This window comes from Pseudothermotoga hypogea DSM 11164 = NBRC 106472, assembly GCF_000816145.1.
GTDB lineage: Bacteria > Thermotogota > Thermotogae > Thermotogales > DSM-5069 > Pseudothermotoga_A > Pseudothermotoga_A hypogea.
Window position 1 is genome coordinate 543271 of the sequence record NZ_CP007141.1, and the last position, 20465, is coordinate 563735.

At 50.0% G+C, this 20465-nt stretch carries 17 protein-coding genes and 1 tRNA gene; 12 read left to right on the forward strand and 6 right to left on the reverse strand.

Going from position 1 to position 20465, the window contains the following annotated elements; all coding sequences use genetic code 11:
- Nucleotides 1-13 precede the first annotated feature (13 nt).
- The 6 genes from AJ81_RS02830 to AJ81_RS02855 all read left to right on the forward strand — a co-directional run bounded on the left by AJ81_RS02830 (nt 14) and on the right by AJ81_RS02855 (nt 5720).
- A tRNA-Val gene (locus AJ81_RS02830) sits at nt 14-88 on the forward strand.
- Nucleotides 89-134: 46 nt separating this feature from the next.
- Nucleotides 135-893, forward strand: a complete 759-nt coding sequence (locus tag AJ81_RS02835) for an inositol monophosphatase family protein (protein WP_031503883.1) — start codon at nt 135-137, stop codon at nt 891-893.
- A complete protein-coding gene (gene tsaE, locus AJ81_RS02840) occupies nt 894-1367 on the forward strand; it encodes a tRNA (adenosine(37)-N6)-threonylcarbamoyltransferase complex ATPase subunit type 1 TsaE (RefSeq protein ID WP_031503885.1) in 474 nt (157 codons plus the stop codon).
- Nucleotides 1354-3708, forward strand: a complete 2355-nt coding sequence (gene lon / locus AJ81_RS02845) for an endopeptidase La (protein ID WP_031503887.1) — start codon at nt 1354-1356, stop codon at nt 3706-3708. Before tsaE ends, lon begins: the two co-directional genes overlap by 14 nt.
- Nucleotides 3681-4253 (forward strand): ribosome biogenesis GTP-binding protein YihA/YsxC, encoded by a 573-nt coding sequence (gene yihA, locus AJ81_RS02850; RefSeq protein WP_051368804.1) that lies wholly within the window; start codon nt 3681-3683, stop codon nt 4251-4253. Before lon ends, yihA begins: the two co-directional genes overlap by 28 nt.
- A gap of 207 nt (nt 4254-4460) precedes the next feature.
- Nucleotides 4461-5720 (forward strand): HD-GYP domain-containing protein, encoded by a 1260-nt coding sequence (locus AJ81_RS02855; RefSeq protein WP_031503891.1) that lies wholly within the window; start codon nt 4461-4463, stop codon nt 5718-5720.
- Here the strand turns inward: AJ81_RS02855 and AJ81_RS02860 are convergent.
- The gene (locus AJ81_RS02860) at nt 5671-6213 is read right to left on the reverse strand and encodes a DUF6115 domain-containing protein (protein ID WP_051368803.1); all 543 of its coding nucleotides are present in this window, start codon (nt 6211-6213) and stop codon (nt 5671-5673) included. The genes AJ81_RS02855 and AJ81_RS02860 overlap by 50 nt on opposite strands.
- Nucleotides 6214-6299: 86 nt before the next feature.
- On the opposite strand from AJ81_RS02860, the gene AJ81_RS02865 reads away from it, so the two are divergent.
- Nucleotides 6300-7259 carry a potassium channel beta subunit family protein gene (locus AJ81_RS02865; protein ID WP_031503896.1) on the forward strand — a complete coding sequence of 320 codons (960 nt, stop codon included), beginning with the start codon at nt 6300-6302 and terminating at the stop codon, nt 7257-7259.
- On the opposite strand, the gene hydF is transcribed toward AJ81_RS02865, so the two are convergent.
- From hydF to AJ81_RS02890, 5 genes are read right to left on the reverse strand one after another with little or no spacing between them, the layout of a single operon-like run.
- Nucleotides 7243-8439 (reverse strand): [FeFe] hydrogenase H-cluster maturation GTPase HydF, encoded by a 1197-nt coding sequence (hydF, locus tag AJ81_RS02870; protein ID WP_031503898.1) that lies wholly within the window; start codon nt 8437-8439, stop codon nt 7243-7245. The genes AJ81_RS02865 and hydF overlap by 17 nt on opposite strands.
- Entirely contained in the window at nt 8414-9466 is a 1053-nt protein-coding gene (gene hydE, locus AJ81_RS02875) for a [FeFe] hydrogenase H-cluster radical SAM maturase HydE (protein ID WP_051368802.1), read from the reverse strand. Before hydE ends, hydF begins: the two co-directional genes overlap by 26 nt.
- On the reverse strand, nt 9414-9695 hold the full coding sequence (locus tag AJ81_RS10860) for a hypothetical protein (protein WP_031503900.1): 282 nt from the start codon (nt 9693-9695) through the stop codon (nt 9414-9416). Before AJ81_RS10860 ends, hydE begins: the two co-directional genes overlap by 53 nt.
- Nucleotides 9682-11106, reverse strand: a complete 1425-nt coding sequence (gene hydG, locus AJ81_RS02885; protein ID WP_407636273.1) for a [FeFe] hydrogenase H-cluster radical SAM maturase HydG — start codon at nt 11104-11106, stop codon at nt 9682-9684. Before hydG ends, AJ81_RS10860 begins: the two co-directional genes overlap by 14 nt.
- A 9-nt stretch (nt 11107-11115) precedes the next feature.
- Entirely contained in the window at nt 11116-11358 is a 243-nt protein-coding gene (locus tag AJ81_RS02890) for a TM1266 family iron-only hydrogenase system putative regulator (protein ID WP_038059677.1), read from the reverse strand.
- Nucleotides 11359-11598: 240 nt separating this feature from the next.
- Here AJ81_RS02890 and AJ81_RS02895 point away from each other — a divergent pair, with 240 nt between their 5' ends.
- From AJ81_RS02895 to AJ81_RS02915, 5 genes are all read left to right on the forward strand, one after another.
- Complete coding sequence (locus AJ81_RS02895; RefSeq protein ID WP_051368801.1) at nt 11599-12591, forward strand: methyltransferase domain-containing protein; 993 nt, start codon at nt 11599-11601, stop codon at nt 12589-12591.
- Nucleotides 12588-17204 (forward strand): MG2 domain-containing protein, encoded by a 4617-nt coding sequence (locus tag AJ81_RS02900; RefSeq protein ID WP_031503907.1) that lies wholly within the window; start codon nt 12588-12590, stop codon nt 17202-17204. Before AJ81_RS02895 ends, AJ81_RS02900 begins: the two co-directional genes overlap by 4 nt.
- Nucleotides 17182-17652, forward strand: coding sequence for a hypothetical protein (locus AJ81_RS02905; RefSeq protein ID WP_231845400.1), 471 nt, complete (start codon nt 17182-17184; stop codon nt 17650-17652). Before AJ81_RS02900 ends, AJ81_RS02905 begins: the two co-directional genes overlap by 23 nt.
- Nucleotides 17591-18547, forward strand: a complete 957-nt coding sequence (locus tag AJ81_RS02910; RefSeq protein ID WP_031503912.1) for a DUF1175 domain-containing protein — start codon at nt 17591-17593, stop codon at nt 18545-18547. The genes AJ81_RS02905 and AJ81_RS02910 overlap by 62 nt, the downstream gene beginning before the upstream one ends.
- Nucleotides 18548-18804: 257 nt before the next feature.
- Nucleotides 18805-20358, forward strand: coding sequence for a S8 family serine peptidase (locus tag AJ81_RS02915; protein WP_051368800.1), 1554 nt, complete (start codon nt 18805-18807; stop codon nt 20356-20358).
- The last annotated feature ends 107 nt before the right edge of the window (nt 20359-20465 follow it).

Consider the following 20465-nt stretch of genomic DNA (forward strand, 5'->3'; position numbering starts at 1 on the left):
TATTTAAATGCGTGGGTGCGTAGCTCAGTGGGAGAGCGCTTCCTTGACGAGGAAGAGGTCGTAGGTTCAATCCCTGCCGCACCCACCAACGGGGTCCTAACGGACCCCTTATTCTTTCGTGGGAGGCGGTTTTTTTGGACAGGCTTGATTTCGCGATAAAACTTGCCCGAAGAGTGGGGTTCTATCTGTTGCAACACTGGGGCAACGCATTGAACGTGAAGGAAAAGAGTTCTTTTCAGGATATTGTTAGTGACTGCGACAAACACGCTCAGCAGATGATCTTGAGCGAGATCGAAAGACATTTTCCAAAAGAGGCTGTACTTGCCGAAGAAGATCACTTTGAGACGGGTCAGAAGCTCTGGATAGTCGATCCCATAGACGGAACGATGAACTTCGTGCATGGTTTGCCTTCTTTCGCAGTAGGTATAGCGTATTCTGAAGGTGGCAACATTTTGCTTGGTGTCGTTCACGACCCTGTTCTGAACGAAACTTTTTATGCCGTCAGAAACGGAGGGGCGTACAAAAATGGTGAGAGGATCAGCGTCTCAGAGAAAACCACACTCAAAGAATCGATAGGAAACGTTGGTTTTTACGTTGGCTTCACGGGACACTTCATAAACGCCATAGAGAAACACGTGCGGAGGATGCGCATGGTTGGAAGTGCTGTTCTCGCGGCATCTTACGTAGCGTGTGGACGGTTCGACTTCTTCGTCGCAAAACGAGCCAACCCTTGGGATGTGGCACCCGTGTTGTTGATTGTTCCAGAAGCCGGTGGGTGCGTCAGTGATCTGCAGGGTAGACCCGCGAACCTGTCGAGCGGGGAGTATCTCTTCAGCAACGGCAAAGTTCACTCGAGTGTGCTCAAAATAATCGAGAAGGTTGCGAAAACTTAGATGAGGCGAATCTTCGGCTGTCTCGAGAAAAAGGCTTTCGCCAAGTTGGCGGAAGTTTTTGCCGATCTTCTTGAGCCTGGTGTGGTCGTCTTGCTCGTCGGAGAGCTTGGTTCTGGCAAGACGAGCTTCGTCAAGCACTGTTCATCGAAGTTGGGGTTGGACCCAACACAGGTGCGTAGCCCGACGTTTTCCCTCGTGAACGTTTACGAAGGGAGGGTGAGGGTCTATCACATCGATCTGTACAGGATAGACAGAGATGTCGAAGTGCTGATGGAGTTGGAAGAGATCTTGGAGAAAAGAGACGGGATTGTTTTCGTCGAATGGGCAGACAGGATCGATACGTTTTGGAGTGGTGAAGAGATCAAGATCACTTTCGATTTCTGTGAGAATGGAAGGATCGTTTCAGTAGAGGCACAAAACGAAAGCTTGTTGGCAGAACTATCAAAGAGGTGGTTAGAAGTTGCGCAAGTTTGAGAAACTCGAAAGACTGGCCAAGGAAACCACTGGTGAGAAATCCATACCGAAGATCGTGCCGTTCGTCAGGCTCATTGGCGGGCCGGTAGTTTTTCCACAGACCGTCGTACCCGTGCATGTGACGTCTGAAGAAATGCTGAGCGCACTTGAAGTCTCGATTGAATCGTACAACAAATACGTCCTCATCGCTTACCAGAAGGACGCTTCGATGGAAATTCAAGCCACGTTGTCGAACACCGCCACCGTGTGCACTGTACTTCAGGCTGTGCATCTGCCCGATGGAAGTTTCAGAGTCTTGCTTGAGGGAAAGGTACGCGCACGCGTAAAGAACATCGCTCAGGAACAGCCACTCCTGGTGGAGATAGAACTGCGGAGGAGCAAATACAGGAAGAGCAAAAAGATTGAAGCGTTGATCAGGAGCGTTCGTGACAACTTCCTGAAGTACGCTCGCTACACTCAGAGATACTCCCCTGAGATGATCGAGGGCATACTTCGCGTGGACGATGCGGACAAACTCTCAGACCTCGTTGCTTCGCTACTAACGATCTCCAACGACGAGAAACAACTCTTGCTGGAAGAGATTCACCCCACTAAGAGACTGGAAAAGATTCTGGAAATCTTGATAAGAGAGAACGAACTGCTCGAAATCGAACACCAGCTCGATAGCAAGGTCAGAAAACGTATAGAGGAAACACAGAAAGAATTCTTTTTGAGAGAAAAGCTCAGAGCGATCAGCGAGGAACTCGGCGAAAAGGACAGCGAGGCAACACAGTTGAGACAGAAACTCGCCTCCCTCAAGCTTCCAGATCACGTTCATCAGAAGGCTCTTCTGGAGATTCAAAGGCTGGAAAGAATGTCACCGTATTCTGCCGAAGCAACGGTCGTGAGATCCTATTTGGACTGGATCTTGAACCTGCCCTGGGAGACTGTGGTGCAAGAGAACGACGATTTTCGTTACGCCCAACGGGTGCTCGAGGAGAGTCATTTTGGATTAACCGAGCCGAAACAGAGGATCCTCGAGTTCCTCGCTGTGAGAAAGAGAAGCAAGAACGCGAAAGCTCCCATACTGTGTCTGGTCGGCCCACCCGGTGTCGGTAAAACTTCCTTGGGCCGTGCAGTGGCACAGGCTTTGAACAGAAAATTCGTGAGAATGTCGCTCGGAGGCTTGAGAGACGAAGCCGAGATCAAGGGCCACAGACGCACCTATGTTGGTGCCATGCCAGGTCGAATCATTCAACTCATCAGGTCTGCACAGTGTAAGAACCCCGTGATGCTGCTCGACGAGATAGATAAACTTGCGGTGAGCTTTCAGGGCGATCCCGCAGCCGCGCTCTTGGAAATCCTCGACCCAGAGCAGAACAAAGAGTTCGTCGATCACTACATCGAGTTGCCCTTCGACCTGTCACAGGTTCTCTTCATCACCACGGCGAATATGACATACACGATACCACCTGCACTCCTGGACAGGATGGAAATCATAGAGATCGAGAGCTACACCGAGCAGGAGAAGTTCGTGATAGGGGAAAATTACATCCTTCCGAAGATTCTTTCGGAGCACAACGTCGATGAGAAAGTATTCAAGATGAGCGATGCAGCGATAATGAAGATCATCCGTTCCTACACAAGAGAAGCTGGTGTGAGGCAGCTCACAAGAAATCTGGAAAAAGTGGTCAGGACGGCGGTGTTGGGCCTGGAACAGGGGCGAGACAGATTCGTTGTGAACGTGCGCGGCCTGAGCAAGATACTCGGTCCGGAAAGAAACATGGATCTTCACGCTCTCTCAGAACCGGAGGTTGGTGCCGTTCAAGGTCTTGCTTGGACCGAGTACGGAGGTGCACTCGTGCTGGTCGAGTGCGCTTTGATGCCAGGGAAAGGAAATCTCATACTCACTGGAAGACTCGGAGAAACGATGAAGGAATCCGCCAGGATCGCACTGAGCGTTGCGAGAGCCTTCTGTGGACCGGACGCAAAAGACATCTTCGAAAACAGCGACATTCATATAAACGTTCCTGAAGGTGCGGTACCGAAGGATGGTCCTTCGGCCGGGGTGACGATGAGTGTCGCAATCATCTCGAGTGTGCTCAGGAAAAAGGTGAGAAGCGATACTGCAATGACGGGAGAGATCACTCTCAGGGGAAAAGTTCTGGGAGTCGGAGGTGTGAAAGAAAAAATACTGGCAGCGCACAGGCACAACATCCAACGCGTGTTACTCCCAAAGTCGAACGAGAAAGATTTGGTGAAGCTTCCGAAGGGAGTTTTGAGGAACGTTGAGATAATACTCATAGACAACATCGAGCAGGCGGTGAGAGATTCGTGCTTGTGGGATCGGCAAGATTTTTGATTGCAGCTCGCAGCGTTGAACAGTTTCCGCAGCCGCTCGAGGGCGAGGTGTGTTTCGCCGGAAGGTCGAACGTTGGAAAATCGACGCTTCTGAACATCCTTTTCAACCAGAAGCTCGCCAAGGTGAGTAAGACTCCTGGCAAAACCAGAACGATCAATTTTTATTTGGTCAACGAACGATATTACTTCGTGGACCTGCCCGGATACGGTTACGCGGCAGTCTCGAAGGCGGAAAGACAGCAATGGAAGAAACTGATCGAGAATTACTTCTCGCTCAGAAAGGATGAGATCAAGCTCAGCGTTTTGCTCGTTGACAGTAGACTCACGGCTCAGGAAAGTGATAAGATTTTCGTAGAATACTGTGAGTACTATGGTTTGAATCTGCTCATCGTTCTGAGTAAGACAGATAAGTTGAGTGAAGCTCAATTGAAAAAAGTGGTACAATACTTTTCAGACGAGTTTGGTAGCGAAGTGATTCCTTATTCTGCGTTGACAAGAAGAGGGGTTAAAGAGATCGTCAACAGGTTAGCACAGGCTTTGGAATGAAAATTCCTGCCGGGGCTGTCCCCTCAGCGGAGGGAAAGCGGAGCCGGTCAAAAAAGACTGGGTGAGGGGGGATGGCCATGAAGAAACTGTGGAGAATTCTGCTCATCGCAGGAAGCTTCTTGGCGATGTTGATCTCTGCGGTTGGTAACATCGAGGTCTGGTGACGATTTGAGAGGCTCCCCGGCAGGAACAAGCGGAGTTGATGGTGTGAAGAAGGCTTTTCTGTATTATTCGACGTCGCTGTTCGCGCTCTATGTTCTCTCGATTACGGTCCTTTATCTGAACCGTCCCGCGCAGTTCGGTTGGAGCTTCCTGTTGTTCCTCGCCTTTGGGCTCGCCTCAGAAGCGATCGGTTTTTGGATAAACACTAACGTGAAATCCCAGGTGAGGATCACTGGCGGTATGTTGATCAACGTTTTAGCAGCGGTCGTTCTTGAAAACGCTTCAGCCATGCTGATAGCCACAGCCTCAGTGATCTTCGCAGGATTGTTTCTTGTGAAGAGCAAACGGCTGACGAGTTATCTTTTCAACGTCTCTCAGATAGGTCTGAGCACGTTCGTTGCACTGGTGACCTACGAAACGTTGAAGACTGAAAGCTTGATAACGAACATGTGGCTCGTGTTGCTGGCCGGATCAGTCTACATGCTTCTGAACGCAATTCAATCAACCTTTGCTGTGTATTTTACTGGGAACGTCGGTATCTTGACCAGTTTGAAACTCGCAACGAAAAGTCCGCTCTTGAGCGCCTCACTCATGCTTCCTCTCGTCGCCGTCTCTTACCTGTTGTACGAATTGGTCGGTATCTCAGCGATCCCATTAGTGTTTGCCATACTCACCGCGATACAAGTTGGAAACATGTTCAGAAACGAGTATGAGCAGTCCAAGCTGGACAAGCTCAAGCTCATGGCAAAAAGCCTCGAGATGAGAGATTCTTACACGAGTGGTCACAGCGAGCGGGCCGCGGAACTGGCTTACAGAATAGCCAAAGCTCTGGGTTTGAGCGAGAAGCTCTGTGAGAGGATAAAGATGGCGTGCACACTTCACGATGTGGGCAAGATAGGTATTCCCGATTACATCCTCGGAAAACCTGAAAAATTGTCAGATTCCGAGTTTGAGGTCATCAAGACTCACCCAACGAAATCGGAACAGTTGCTCAAGAGCGTCAAAGGCTTGCGCGAAGAGGCTAAGTGGGTTCGGCATCATCACGAACGGTGGGATGGACTGGGTTATCCGGACGGTCTTTCGGGTGAACAGATTCCTCTACCTTCAAGGATCATAGCAATAGCGGACATCTATGAGGCCCTGACCAGCGATAGGCCCTACCGAAAGGCTTACAGCAAAGAAGAGGCCATCGAAATGATCGAGCAGATGAGCGGAACGGTCCTTGATCCGAGAGTTGTTGATGCTTTCCTCAAGGTCATTGGTATGAATCACTCCGGAAACGGAAAAGCGAAAGAACGAGATTGACCTCGCCTACCCCCATGTTCAGTTCCTTCGCGATTTGATGCTCGTCCTTACCTTCCTGATACATGAGCAAGATTTTTCGCTCGATGGAAAGGTCTGAATCTTCCTGGCTGTTCTCGACCCGTCTGACTTCTTTCACAGGTTCGGGTTCCTTGTGTGGCTGCTTCGTTTCAACTGGGTTTTCGACTCGCTCTTGATCAACATTGCCGAAAGAGTTCATCAGCTCTGTTTCACGAACGCACAGTTGACTGTACAGCGAATTGGCCTGTTTGATGAGTTTTCTCAGTTCTTCTACTTTCCGATCGAGCATCTGTAACCTCACAGCGGACATGTGACGGAACTGGCCCATCAACTCGAGGATCCGCTCTTCAAACTTTTCGTACTCTTCGTCCAACTTCGTTCGTTTGTGCAACACTTGGTTGAGGAAAACTCCCCACGCGAATGTGACCGTGCCGACCGTACATAGAACAACCAACCAATACACGATGTCTGACAAGTCTCCACCTCCAGCACGTTTAGATTCTACAATTAGATATTGTATAATTGTTTTGAACCGATTGCCAGTTGAAGGAGGTTTTTCACATGGAATACAGAAAGGTTGGAAAATGGGGCATCAAAATCAGCGAACTTTCTCTTGGAAGCTGGATCACCTTTGGAAATCAGCTCGATCTGGACTCTGCAAAGATACTGGTGAAAAAAGCCTTCGATGCCGGCATCAACTTCTTCGACACCGCTGAGGCTTATGCGGGTGGAATTGCTGAAGCCATGCTCGGTGAAATATTGAAGGATTTCAGAAGATCTGACCTTGTCGTGTCCACGAAAATCTTTTGGGGTGGAAACGGACCGAACGATCGCGGACTCTCCAGGAAGCATCTACTGGAGGGCACGTGGGCCTCACTCAAGAGATTGCAAATGGACTACGTTGACATACTTTATTGTCACAGACCGGATCCGGAAGTGCCCATGGAAGAGATCGTCTGGACGATGGATCAGATACTGAGAAGTGGACTGGCTCTGTACTGGGGAACATCCGAATGGAGTGCCCAGCAGATAGAAGAGGCACATGAAACCGCAAAAAAGCTGAACTGTATTCCCCCCATCGTGGAACAACCTCAGTACAACTTGCTCGTGAGGGAGAGAGTGGAGAAAGAGTACGCACCCCTGTACGAAAAATATGGCATGGGCCTGACGACGTTCAGTCCCCTTGCGTCTGGACTGCTGAGCGGCAAGTATCTTGAGGGCATACCGACTGATTCACGACTCGCAAGGTACGAATTTTTGAGGAAGAGGTTCGAGGAAACTGGACTTCTCAGTGAAAAGACTTTCTCGAAACTGTTGAAACTCAGAGACCTTGCGAAAGAGTTGGATTGTACACTCGCGCAGCTTTCGATCGCGTGGATTTTGAAGAACAAGAACGTTTCGAGCGTCATACTCGGTGTTTCGAAACTGGAGCAGTTCGAAGAAAATATCAAGGCTGTAGAGGTGAAAGAGAAACTCAGTGAAGATGTGACGAGACAGATCGAAACTATCCTTGCTTCTTGAGGATTGGTTCTACGACTCTCTCCAGCACGCCGTGAAGGTGGGATATGAGCATGCCGTAGTTCACGACAGGAATGTTCAGTCTCTTTGCCAGCCTCATACGTCTCATGAATGCTGTTCTGTTCAGCACACACCCACCACAATGTATCATCAGCTTGCAGTTTGAAAGTTGCTCGACCTCTGGAAATTCCTTGCCAGCGAAAAACCTGTATTCAAGCTCGAGCTTGACTTTTTCGGAGATCCAACGGGGGATCTTGACTCTACCTATGTCGTCGCACGTCGGAACGTGTGAGCACGCCTCAACGATGGCTACCGTGTCACCGTCTTTCAGATTCTTGAGGGCATCGATTCCTTCCAAAAACTGCTTCACATCGCCTTTGCTTGCGGATTCGAGAATTGAAAACGTGGTGAGTGGGATCTGCTTTGGCACGATCTTTTCAACCCTCATTATCGCCTGTGAGTCGGTCACCACCAGATCGACTTTGAAGTTCACTTTTTCCAGAGTTTGCGCAAGCTCCGTGTCCCTTGTAACCACTGCCGTCGCGGCATGATCGATCGTTTCCCTTATCGCTTCAACCTGCGGCATGATGAGTCTTCCTTTCGGTGCAGCGGTGTCTATGGGCACTACAAGCACGACTGTTCTGTATTCGCCGATGAGGTGAGCGAGCATTGGTCTGGGCTCTTCCTCCGGCAAGATATCGCAAACGGTTTTGATGAGAGTTTCTATGTTCGTTTTCGTTTTGGCAGAGACTTCGACGATCGGCACGCCAAAATCAATGTATGCGTCTCTTAAATTGTTCTTCAGATCCAATTTGTTGATGGCGATGATGAATGGTATCTCGAGTTGCCTCAGCAGATTTACGGCGAAACGTTCATGTTCGGTTGGCACATCGTCAACAACGAGAATGGCGGCGTCCGCGCGGTACAGGCTTCTCTTGGCCCTTTCAACTCTCTTTTCACCGAGAAAACCTTCGTCGTCCAGACCCGGTGTGTCGATGAGCGTCACCGGACCCAAAGGGTGCAACTCGAGAGTTTTGTAAACGGGATCTGTGGTTGTTCCTGGAACATCGCTGACGATCGCCACGTCTTGACCAACGATCGCGTTGATCAAAGACGATTTCCCAACGTTCCTCCTACCAACGATCGCTATGTATTTCCTAAAGCCTGCATGAGGTACGTTCATGAGCCTTCCTCCTGTATCCAAAATCTTCGCTGACCTCGTAACCAACTGATCTGACTAAGTTTTTCGTGCACTCGCCACACGCGACATCGTTCTCGAAGATGCATATCTTGTTGGGATAGAGTGCATACTGTGCCCGGTAGGGTGAGGGAGTGAAGTTCGGCATGATCACGTTCGCACCACACTTCAGTGCGAGTTGCCTACCGAAGGGGTGGATGGTTCCCAGCGCCGTGGTGGCAGGAATGTTTGCATCCGGTAAGAACAGTCTCGTGAGTGCAATGAGTTTGAGCGTTTTCGTCAGTTCGCCCGCTTTACATTCGGCCAAAGGTGTGTCAGGATGGGGTATGAACGGACCGATACCCACCATGTCCGCATCGAGCTGGTACACAAACAAAACGTCTTTCGCTAAGGAGAAATCGTCCTGACCGGGAAGTCCCACCATGGAACCTGCGCCAGTTTCGTAGCCGAGCTGCTTGAGTTTCAGCAAGTGTGCCTTGCGGTTCTCAAAAGAATCGTTTGGATGCAGTTTTCTGTAGAGCTCTTCGTCCGCCGTCTCGTGGCGCATCAGGTAGCGATCTGCTCCAAGTTCTTTCCAGTACGCATACTCATCGAACTCTCTCTCTCCAACGGAAAGCGTTATCGCGACGTTGAATTTCTTGATCCTCGTTACCATTTCACCGATCATTTCTCTCGTGTAATAAGGATCCTCCCCGGACTGGAGCACCACGGTTTTTATACCCATCTGCGCAATAAGCCTCGCACGTTCGACGATCTCCTCGACGCTCATTCTATAACGTTTGACGTTCTTGTTGGACGATCTGATGCCACAGTACAAACAATCGTTCCTGCAGTAATTGGAAAACTCTATGATGCCACGAAGATATACCTCTTTGCCCAAATATTTTCGTCTGACTTCGTCGGCAACTGCGAAAAGTTGCTCATTCAGCTCGTCGTTTGCCAGTATCCAAGCGATCTCTTCAAGAGTCACCTTTTCGGGGTGGTGTACGATCTTTTCGATCACTCCGTACACACTCGATCACCTTCTCACACATGTCTTTGAGTTGATCGCTCATTTCGTCTGCCTGAACGAACACGACGTACTTTTCATCTTCAAACCCCACCATCGGTGGAAGAAACCTTTCCTCTCCTGCTTTCAGGCCTGGAATGTGAGAGATCCTTTTTCCAATCTTCTCACACACCCAGACTTTGCACCCGAAACGTTCCGCGATCTTCTCCAGAAGTTTTTCACAGTCTGACATCCCTTTCTCCCGCCTCCAGTTTTTGCAAAAGCTTTTCCACAACCTTTCTTCTTTCCTCCGGCATCTTCTTGAGTTCGCTTTCGATGAGCCTTTCCCCTATCCTTTTTGTCTCCTCCGAAGCGTAATCGATCAGATACTCTTTGAACGTCAACAAGGCATTCGGTGTGCAGAACTCCTTCACGAAACCTGGTATCGCGAACTCCATGAAGTGTTGACCCGTTCTGCCGGCCCTGTAACACGCTGTACAGAAGGACGGTATGTAACCGTTTTGAGCGAGCTCTCTCATCACCTCGTCCAGAGATCTGGTGTCACCCAAGATGAACTGGCTCTTTTTGATCGTTTCTGGATCCTGATTCGAATAGGAACCAACACCTATGCTCGAACCGGCATCTATCTGAGATACCCCGAGCCTCAGACCTTCTCGTCTTATGTCAGGGCTTTCTCTGGCGGTCAGAATCATGCCGGTGTAGGGAACGGACAGCCTTATGATCGCTATCAAACGTTTGAATTCTTCATCGCTCACGGGTTTGGGTGGCCTCTGGGCGAGAGGTGTGTTCACTGCTGGCTCGATCCTCGGAAAGGAGATGGTGTGTGGTCCTACGCCGAACCTTTCTTCTAAATGTTTTGTGTGGTACATGAGCCCCATCACTTCGAATTTCCAATCGTAGAGTCCGAAAAGAGCACCTATACCCACATCGTCTATGCCGGCAAGCATGGCTCTGTCCAGACCAAAGAGCCTGTACATATAGGAAGCCTTCGGACCTTTCAGATGGTACTTCTTGTAGGTGGGCAGATGATAAGTCTCTTGGAAGATCTGGAAGGTGCCTATACCCACCTGCTTTATGATCCTGTAACCTTCAATCGTCTGAGGTGCGGCGTTCACGTTCACACGCCTTATCTCACCATGTCCATTCTTGTAACTGTATATCTTCTCGATCGTCTTGGCTATGAAGGTCGGTGAATACATGGGATGTTCTCCAAAGACAACGATCAGCCTCTTGTGGCCCTTTGAGGTGAGCGCGTGAAGTTCTGCTTCGAGCTCTTCTTCGCTCAATGTCTTTCTGATCACCTGCGTGTTCTCGGCCCTGAAACCGCAGTACGAACAGTTGTTGATGCACTGATTCCCAATGTAAAGCGGTGCGAAGAGAACGATCCTGTTGCCGTAGATCTCCTCTTTCAACTTTCTCGCCGCTTGAAATATGAGTTCGATCTGCTCTGGCTTTTCTGCGTTCAAGAGCGTGGCTGTCTCTTTGGGTGTGAGTCGTTCCTTTTGCAACGATTTCTCAACGATTTCTCGTATCAGTTCTGTGTCAGGATTCTTCGTCTCATTCAACAGTTGTTCTATCTCGCCATGCGGGATGAAACTCTCTCGGTCCTCGATACTTTCGATCCTCCTCAGTAACGTCAACACAGTCTCACCTCACTTCAAAGGCATCGTCTTCACCTTGACACTCTTCACCTGGCCGAGTTTCCCGCTCAGGCTTCCGATCACATCGTTACTGGTTTTCACGATCAAGAGTATGATCGCCATGTTCTCGTCAGGTACGGGATAGCCGATTCTGAGTTTTATCACGTCCGCAAAATCGTGCAGAAGCTCGTTCACCTGTTTGTACGCACTCTGCCGGTCCTCCACGATGATGTTCACGATGTAGAACCTCTCCAAAATGAAAACCCCCTTCCTCTCGCCGAGGAAGGGGGCAAATTGGATGCTGCTTCACCTCCCTTCCTCGGTGTCAGATTCCTCCTCCACCTCAGAAGGTTCCAAGTGAATTATATCACATTCCTCGGTGCGGGTCAACCCATTTAGAATCTACTGAGAAGTTTGGTCCCAATTTGACGAAACGTGTGTCCCGTTCGGTGGTAAAATGTATTTAACAGAACTTTCATCCAGAGAGGGTAGAACATGACCCGATCCTGGCAGGAATGGCTGGTCAGACAGATCTCGCTTGCCGGTGATTTCGACGAGAGGATTCTCAACGCGTTTCTTAAAGTACCCAGAGAGGTCTTCAGCGAGTTTCACTACGATCTGGACGTTGTTTACAGCGACAACGTGATCGTAACGGCGAGGGACGGAAACAGTTACTCTACCTCGAGTCAGCCTTCGCTCATGGCCCTTTTCATGAGCGTGGTCGGCTTGAGAGAGGGCATGAAGGTTTTGGAGATCGGCTCGGGTACAGGCTACAACGCCTGCGTCATGGCCCATGTCGTCGGAGAGGATGGTCTCGTCGTCGGAATCGAATCCAACCAAAGGTTCTTCAAGAGGAGCGTTGAGGTGGCTTCGAAGTTGGGCATTGAAAACGTTATCTTCGTGAACGGCGACGGATTCTATGGCTATGAAAAACTTTCACCGTACGATGCGATAGTGATCACCGTGGCCGTGGACAAGGTCTCACGGCATTGGGTAGATCAGCTGAAAATAGGAGGAAGAGTTGTTGGTCCCATCGATGTTTACACGATCGATAGACAACCGGCATTCGTGTTCGAAAAGACAAGCGACAGCATCGTGGCAAAACACCTTGTGGAGACCAAGTTCATAAAGGCTGGCGGATTACTTGGAAACCTCAACGAAACCAATCTCGAGAGACTGTCGAAAATAGAGAAGAGGTTCTCAACGCCGGTAGAGTTCTTGAGCATTCCAGTTGGCAGCTACGAAGCCGTTGGAGTGTTTCACCTGGCCAGCTGGTCACTGTGTGAGAAAAGTGGCTGGATTTACTTTGTCGAAGATGAAGGTTTTGCACGTTGGAAAGGTGGCTGGGAAGTGTTTGGAAAAATGGAACTGATCAAACGCATCGCTGAAGAATGGGCGAAGACTGGATTCACTCCTATGATGCTTTTGAGGTTTGGCTACGACCACAGGATGAATTTCGAAAGATTGGAAAGGTGGGATGAAACATGAGGGAAAAGATCCTCGTGAGTCTTTTGGTTCTGCTCTCGATACTCAGTGTGGCGAACTATGCGTATTTCAGCCAAGCCGGGTTGTTGACGAAGGGGCAGGATTTGGGGTTTGTCGTCTATGGAAAAGACCTCAGCAGTGTGGAGCTCACAATCTGGGAAGTCAGGAATGACGAGGCTCTGCTTTCGAAACTGCTTCACGGACAGACGGATCTCGAGCAAGTACTCGGTAGAGTTGTCCTGAGGAGAAGGTTCACACCAGTGAAGGACTGGGAAACGTTCTCATTGAAGTTCGAAAGGTTAGGAACGTACTACGCCACTCTGACAGGCCGTGATGAAAAGGGAGGTAAGACTTTGCTGGACGAAACGTTCCTTCTCGTCACGGACATGGAGGCGATCCATTTCAGTGATGGTGAGAGAACTATCCTGTACGTGATGAACAAAGACGGGGGATTTGTCAGCAACGCGGAGGTGAACTTCTACAATGATTCGAAACTCGTCTTGAAGGCGAAGACCGATACCAACGGAATAGCAATATGTGAAAATGCATGCGATTTCTTCTACGTCAAGAAAGAAAACACATCAATCTTCGGTGAGATCTACTTCCCCTACAAGAAGGAATACGCCGATGAAAAACTGTTTCTGATCACGGATCGTCCCATATACAAACCGAACGATGTGGTCAAGTTTCGAGGCCAGCTGTTCAGCAAACGCGACAATCTCTACGAAGCATGCGGTGCGAGCTCGGTGAAAGTGATCGTCAAGGATCCGAAGGACAACGATGTGTACACAGAGGACCTCACCACCGATGAGCTCGGAGGTTTCTTTGACGAGTTCAAACTTCCAGACACTGCGTCCGTCGGCGTGTACGAGATCAACGTCCTTCACAAAGGCAAAACCTACTACGACTCTTTCATGGTGGAAGAGTATAGAAAACCCGAATACAAGATCTCGATCGACACTCCAGAAGAACCGATCTTCTCTGGCCAAACGCTGAAGTTCACCATCCACGTTACTTATTTCAACGATCAGCCCGTCCCGAACGCTCGAGTCGCTTACTACGTCCACGCAGAGCCATACTATAAGGAGTCCTTCTTAGCTTACAGGGGGCTCGAAGTGACGGACGAGACTGGCAGTTTCACCGTCGAAGTCAAAACTGATGAAGGTTTTGATGGCTACTACACGATAGAGGTCATCGCTACGGATGAGAGCCAACGTCAGGTTGAAGAGACAAAGTCCGTTCGCGTCTGGGCAGACGACGTGAACATCCAGCTGGAAGATGAGTACATCTGGACGAGTCCAGGTCAAGAGTTGAAGATACCTCTTGCCATCACAAATGTGGCTGGTGAGCCACTCGATGGAACGTTGATCGTGAACGTGGAGGGTACAATCCAAAAGGTCTTGGTCGTGAATGGAAAAGCTGAGCTCGTTTTCCTTCCAGAAAGAGCCAAAGAGTACCGAATCGAACTCACGTTTGGAAAGGTGAAAAAACAACTTCACGTCTACGCCTTTGCTGAGGGCTACAGACCGAGTGAACTGACACTGCTGGTGGATCAGAAGAAAGTACAATCGGGTCAAACGATACGAGTAAACCTGGCCTCTGCGTACCGAATCACTGGTGTGCTGGCACTGCTCGCCGACAAGATCTACGAAACGGTGGCGATAGACGCATCGCAGCAAATTTCCATCAGTTTGAAGGTGCCCGAGAACTTTGCTGAAAGGAACCTGTTCGTGGTGTTTTTGGGGCTCGAGGGTGGAAGACGAGTGGAAAAACAATCGATGGTTTCCGTTGAGCGGGAACTGAACCTTTCCACTTTGAAGATAACGTTCGACAAGGAAAGGTACGAACCGGGTGAAACTGCGACTGTGAGAATCGAGGCCGACGCCAACAACGTGTGTCTGATGCTCGTCGATGAAGCCATATACGCGATGGTTAGGAGAGATCCACCCAGCTTGGAAAGTTTCCTGTATCCTGAAAACGACTATCCCAACGTCAGTTACGATTTCGCTTACACCTGGAGGCTTTACTCGGCGACACGAGTGATGTTTGCAGAGCTGGCGTCGAAAGAAACCAGCTTCGAAGACTTCAAGAAGAGCGCGGTGATGGAGAAGATCAACGTGAGAGAATACTTCCCGGACACGGCGCTCTGGATACCATCTTTGTCGCTCGAAGGATGCGTCGCAACGATCCGTTTCAAAGTACCAGACAGCATCACCACGTTTCGAGCCACGGCCTACGGATTCTCTCGCTCGCTCTTTTCTCAAGGCTTTGGTTCCATGACCGTGACCAAACCTTTCTACGTTCGACCGCATTTGCCCAGCTTCTTCAGAGAAGGCGACGTGGTGCGCATCGGCGCAACGATCTTCAATCAGACTGAAGAACCTCTGAAAACCAACTACTGGGTTGAACTGCCCGACTCGGTGAAAGCCATGCAAGGTGTGGCAGGTGAAACGATCGTCCAGCCGAACTCTTCGTTCACGCAATCTTATCTCGTTCGAGCGGTTCGACCTCTGGATCCATCCACGCTCACCTTCTATGCGGTATCGAATCTGACAGACGCAGTTGCCCTGAACGTACCCGTCAAGCCTTTTGCCTTCGAGAGGGAGTTCTATTTCCTCGAAAAAATCGATGGAAAGAGAAAGCTCACATTGCCTGAGGGAGAGTACGTTCAAGCGAGGCTGAGGATCCTGACGAGCGTCATGCCTATCCTTAATCAGAGCATTCAAAAGCTCATCCACTATCCCTATGGGTGCACCGAGCAGACGATGAGTAGCTTTCTGCCGGCGGTCGTTGCCACTAAGATGGGACTAAAGATTGCAGATCTGGATGACATCGTTCAGAAAGGCTTGTTCAGACTTTACGATCATCAGCATTCAGATGGAGGATGGGGCTGGTGGAAGACGGATGAAAGTCATCCGTTGATGAGCGCCTACGTGATGGAAGGGCTGTACCACGCGATCAAGGCAGGTTACCATGTGCCGGATGCCGTCGTTCGGAGGGGCATAGACTATCTCTCGAATAACATGTCTGGTTATGGTGTTCACGTTCTCGCACTGTATGGACTCAACGTCGAAAGTTTTGAACCTCAGAGCGATGTGGATCTCATTTTCAGCGCAATGGTATCGGCTGAGGCTTTGCAGAAAGCACTCAAGTTGGTCGAAGAGAGCGAAAGGTTTGCGCATGTGAAGATCAAACCCGAAGATCATTTTCTGAGCGAGGTTCAACTGTCTGCCGTTCTGCTCAGGTCACTGCTGAAATGGCAAAAAGATTCTTCCCTCATCTCGAAGCTGATCAACTATCTGCTGACCAGAAAAGACGGATACTTCTGGTACTCGACGAAGGATACCTCCTACTCCGTGCTCGCGCTCCTCGAGGCTCTGCCGACGTATGACAGACCACAAATTTCGATCAGAAACAACGACAAAGAATTCTTCCTCAACACAGAAGGAGAGATATCGTTGGAAAAGGGTTTCCTCGAAATCGAAGGTGATGGACTCGTCGAGGTACACGTGGTTTATCTGGAACGTCCCGTCGGACCGGTCAGTGAAGGCTTGAAGATAGAGAGGCAAATCTACAAGAGATACGAACTTTATCTGGAAAAAGACAAACAAGTCGTTGATGCGTTCATACCGCTCGGGACAGATCTGGTACCGGTCAAAATTGAGCGGGCTGAAGTAACGGACGAAATGCTCCGTGCGTACGCTTATGAGTACCGGAAAGCGAAGAACTTCGAGTACAACAAAGTCAGATTCTCAGTGATTGACAACTTTCTCACGCTGTTCGATGTGAACTACAATTTCGAAAAGCTCACCGCAGGCTCGGGACTGATCGTCGTAAAACTTGAAGGCAACGCTGCTCTGGTATGCGATACGGGAAGCAAAAGGATCGTTATTCACCAAGGCGTGAGAGACATCGCGCTGCTCGGTCCGAACGTTTTGATCTTGAAAGAAAACACACTTTGGCTGAACGAGGCTCCCTTCACAACCATTCCAGACGATGTCGAAGAGATAACCTGCACCGAGCGGGAAATTCTCCTGAAAGCACGCGACAAAACGTACTGGTTGAAGGATGGAAAATTCATTGCGCTTCCTTTCACTGCGCGGAACATCTATCACTGGGATGGAGAGAACCTTCTGGCAAGTGGAATCAAATTTTCAGGAAACGACTCAGAACTCGAGAATGCAACGTTCCGCGTCACCTTCAAACCTGAACCTGTGAAACTTCGATCAGGCGACATTGCGAAGACGATCTTGAAGGTGAGTGAGTGTGATGGTCAGTACCTTGTGGTCGAAGACTTCTTCGCATCCTGCGCTCAGCTACTCACCAACTACCGTGAGAAGAACTTGGAGGAATATTACGAAAAGTTCGACTATGGCTGGTACAAACGGTGGGACCTCTGGTACTCTGCCAGGGAACTCCACATGGACAGGATAGCTTTCTTCGCCACATACTGTTGGAACGACACGTTCAGTTACATATGGAGGGTTACCGCGGATGGAATCTATCAGCTGCTTCCGGCACGGGTGTATTCGATGTACAAACAGGACCTTTACGCTCATTCTGATCCTTCTGTGCTCCACGTTGGCTTGGGCGGTGAGGCTCTGGAGGGCAGATGAGTTCTTGGTTAGTGGTTTTCTGAGAACCAGGCTTGAAGAACTCGTCAGAATCTGCGATCTTCTTGGAGTGGAGCCAAACTTCGACGTCCTGATCGTCGAATGTGAAACGCTCAGCGAATTTTACCAGCTCACCGGCCGAGCTTACGTGATCGGTGCGGTCTACTCGAAAGGAATCATCGTGAGCCAACCGTTCGAAGTACTGAGATCCAAGGGTGTGCTGGAAGATGTTCTGTTGCATGAGCTACTTCACCACATCGTCTCTCTTAACTTCGATCTTCCCGACCGGATGCAGGAGGGCTTGATCCTGTATCTGACCGGCGCGAAACCCCAGAAGCTTTCCGGCCGGCATAAAGAATACCTCTTGTGGTTCATGAGGGAGGTGAGCTATGAAGAAATTCCTCTGGTTGTGGATCGTTACAGGCGCCGTTCTGATATTGAATCTCGTTGATCGTTTGTCTTTCCATGTCGAGATTCAGCCGAACGATTTCGTGCTCGGTTCTGTACAAGATTTGTTTGTGGAAGCGAACGTGAAGTTTGCAAAGATCAAGAGCAACAAGAGCGTTGAAAGAATGGATGGAGGCATTTTGATCAAAAACGCCAAACCAGGCGAAAACATCGAGCTGATCTTCGAAAGCCGAGGTATTTTCAAAAGAAAACTGTTCCAGACAATCGTGATCAAAGCAAGCACACTTGACAACGATGAGGACGGTTATCCAGACAGCCTTGAACTGGACAGAGAAGACAGTGAGCGATTCAGAAACTGGTTCGTCTGGATCGCTCTCTCCGCTCTCATGAACGATCCAGTGCTCTGGAATGTTGAAGAGAGAGATTGTTCAGGTTTCGTCCGTTACTGCGCCCGCGAAGCGCTCAAAAGACACGATGAGTGGTGGTTGAGACTTACGAAATACTCGGGTCCCGTATTCGAGGACGTTCAGAAGTACAATTATCCGAACTTGCCGCTGGTTGGTGAGAAAATGTTCAGGATCGTCAAGGGTAAGTTTGAAAGCGAAAAGGATTTTTCGTACTTTGCCACGGCGAGGATCCTCGTCGAATGCAGTTTGAGATTCGTAACGAAGGACATCAAGAAAGCGCGAGCCGGGGACATCTTAGTGTTTTTTCACCCACAGGATTTCGAGTTCCCCTACCATCTCATGATCTACGTCGGTGAGATTCTGACGAAAGATGAAACTTGGCTCATTTACCACACAGGCCCGATTGGGGATGGTCCTGGAGAACTGAGGTTGGTCAGGCTCAAAGAGTTGATGAACTACGATCCCACGTGGAGGCCCACGGAAAACAACCACAACTTTCTGGGATTCTACAGGTTCAAATTCCTGAACTGAGAGTCTGAAGAACCACGTTTCGGCATTTCTTTTGAATGTGGACGACACTGTGTGCTGCGGACTGCCATTGTTCGTCGGGTCAACAACCCGGACGAGCATAACCGTGGTAGAATATAAACAGTATAATGGGTTAACTTTAGGCTTGTTCACGGTAACTGACGAGCCTTTTTGAGATGCCGACAGTTCATCAGATTTAGCATGATTTAGAATATTCTTTTTTGTGGTTCATAGACCGAGTTCGAATGGAGGTGGGTTGGATGAACAAGAAGATGATTCGGCGTTCGTTCACCTTGCTTGTCCTCGCTTTCATCATCGCAGGTTGTAGTCAGTTGGCGAATCACCAGGACGAGACGACGAAATCTCTCTTCACCAATGACCTCAGTGAATTCGAGTTCGTGAACGGAGAAGCGAAAGTGCTCATCAAGTTCCGCTCGCTTCCAGGTCCAGCTGAGGAAGCTCTGGTTCGCGCGCTGGGAGGGAAGGTGCGATTCACTTACTGGATCGTTCCGGCGATCGCAGCGACTGTGCCAGAGCCGGCGATCAGCGCGTTGCGATCTAACCCACGCATAAGCGTGGTTGAACCAGACGTTACGATCCACGTTCTCGATTACACATCCGAGCTGGACAACACGTGGGGTGTGAAACGCATCGGTGCGGGAAACGTACACAGCGCTGGAAACGAAGGAGATGGTATCAAGGTCGCGGTACTCGACACCGGCATCGACTACAACCATCCAGAGCTTTTTGGTGTGTACGCTGGTGGCTATGACTTCGTCAACAACGATGACGATCCGATGGACGATGAAGGACACGGCACCCACGTTGCTGGAACGATCGCCGCCGCGCGCGATGGATACGGAGTGGTGGGTGTAGCACCAAAGGTGAAACTGTACGCACTCAAGGTACTTGATGCCAAAGGTAGTGGTAGCTTTTCCAACGTCATCGCCGCCCTGCAGTGGTGTGTAGAAAACGGTGTTCAGATCACAAACAACAGTTACGGCAGCTCCCAAGATCCCGGGACAATCGTGAAAGAAGCATTCGATGCTGCTTACAACGCAGGTATACTCCATGTAGCGTCAGCAGGAAACAGTGGGAATCCTGCCGGGCGTGGGGATAACGTGGGCTATCCAGCACGTTACACGTCGGTGATCGCAGTGGCGGCAACCACCAAGACGGACAGCCGAGCGAGTTATTCTTCCACCGGGCCGGATGTGGAGTTGGCTGCACCCGGTTCGGCGATCAAATCCACACTTCTGGGTGGTGGCTACGGAGAAATGAGTGGAACGTCCATGGCATCCCCGCACGTTGCTGGGGCAGCTGCACTCGTGTGGTACGCCAATCCGACGTGGTCCAACGAACAAGTTCGCCAGCGCTTGATCGAAACCGCTGAAGACTTGGGACCATCAGGTCGCGATCCGTACTACGGATATGGCTTGGTGCGTGCCGATCTCGCGGTGGGCAGTGCACCTTCCCCAGAACCTGAACCTCGCACAATGCACGTAGGTGATATCACGATGTCGCTGGCTTACCAAGGATCTTGGGTGAGGGCGCGTGCCACTGTCACTATCGTTTCAAGCGATAATCAGCCTGTGGAAGGTGCCACCGTGTACGGAAAATGGGGCGGCGCTACCACCGGTGACGTCTCCGGTACAACGGACAGCAACGGTAAAGTGACCTTCACTTCAGCCCGCGTGCGGAGTCCATCGTCTGGAACTACGTTCACTTTCTGCGTAACGAACGTGGTGAAGGATGGCTGGGTCTACGATTCAGATGCAAACGTTGAGAGTTGCGATAGCATCTCTGTTCCTTAACATGGAACTGCAGAGAAGATGAAGGGCCGGGCGTGTGTCCGGCCTTTCGTTCAATGAGAATGAGTTGATGAAACATGGCGCTCTTTTCGTCGCGACAAATATGCGAT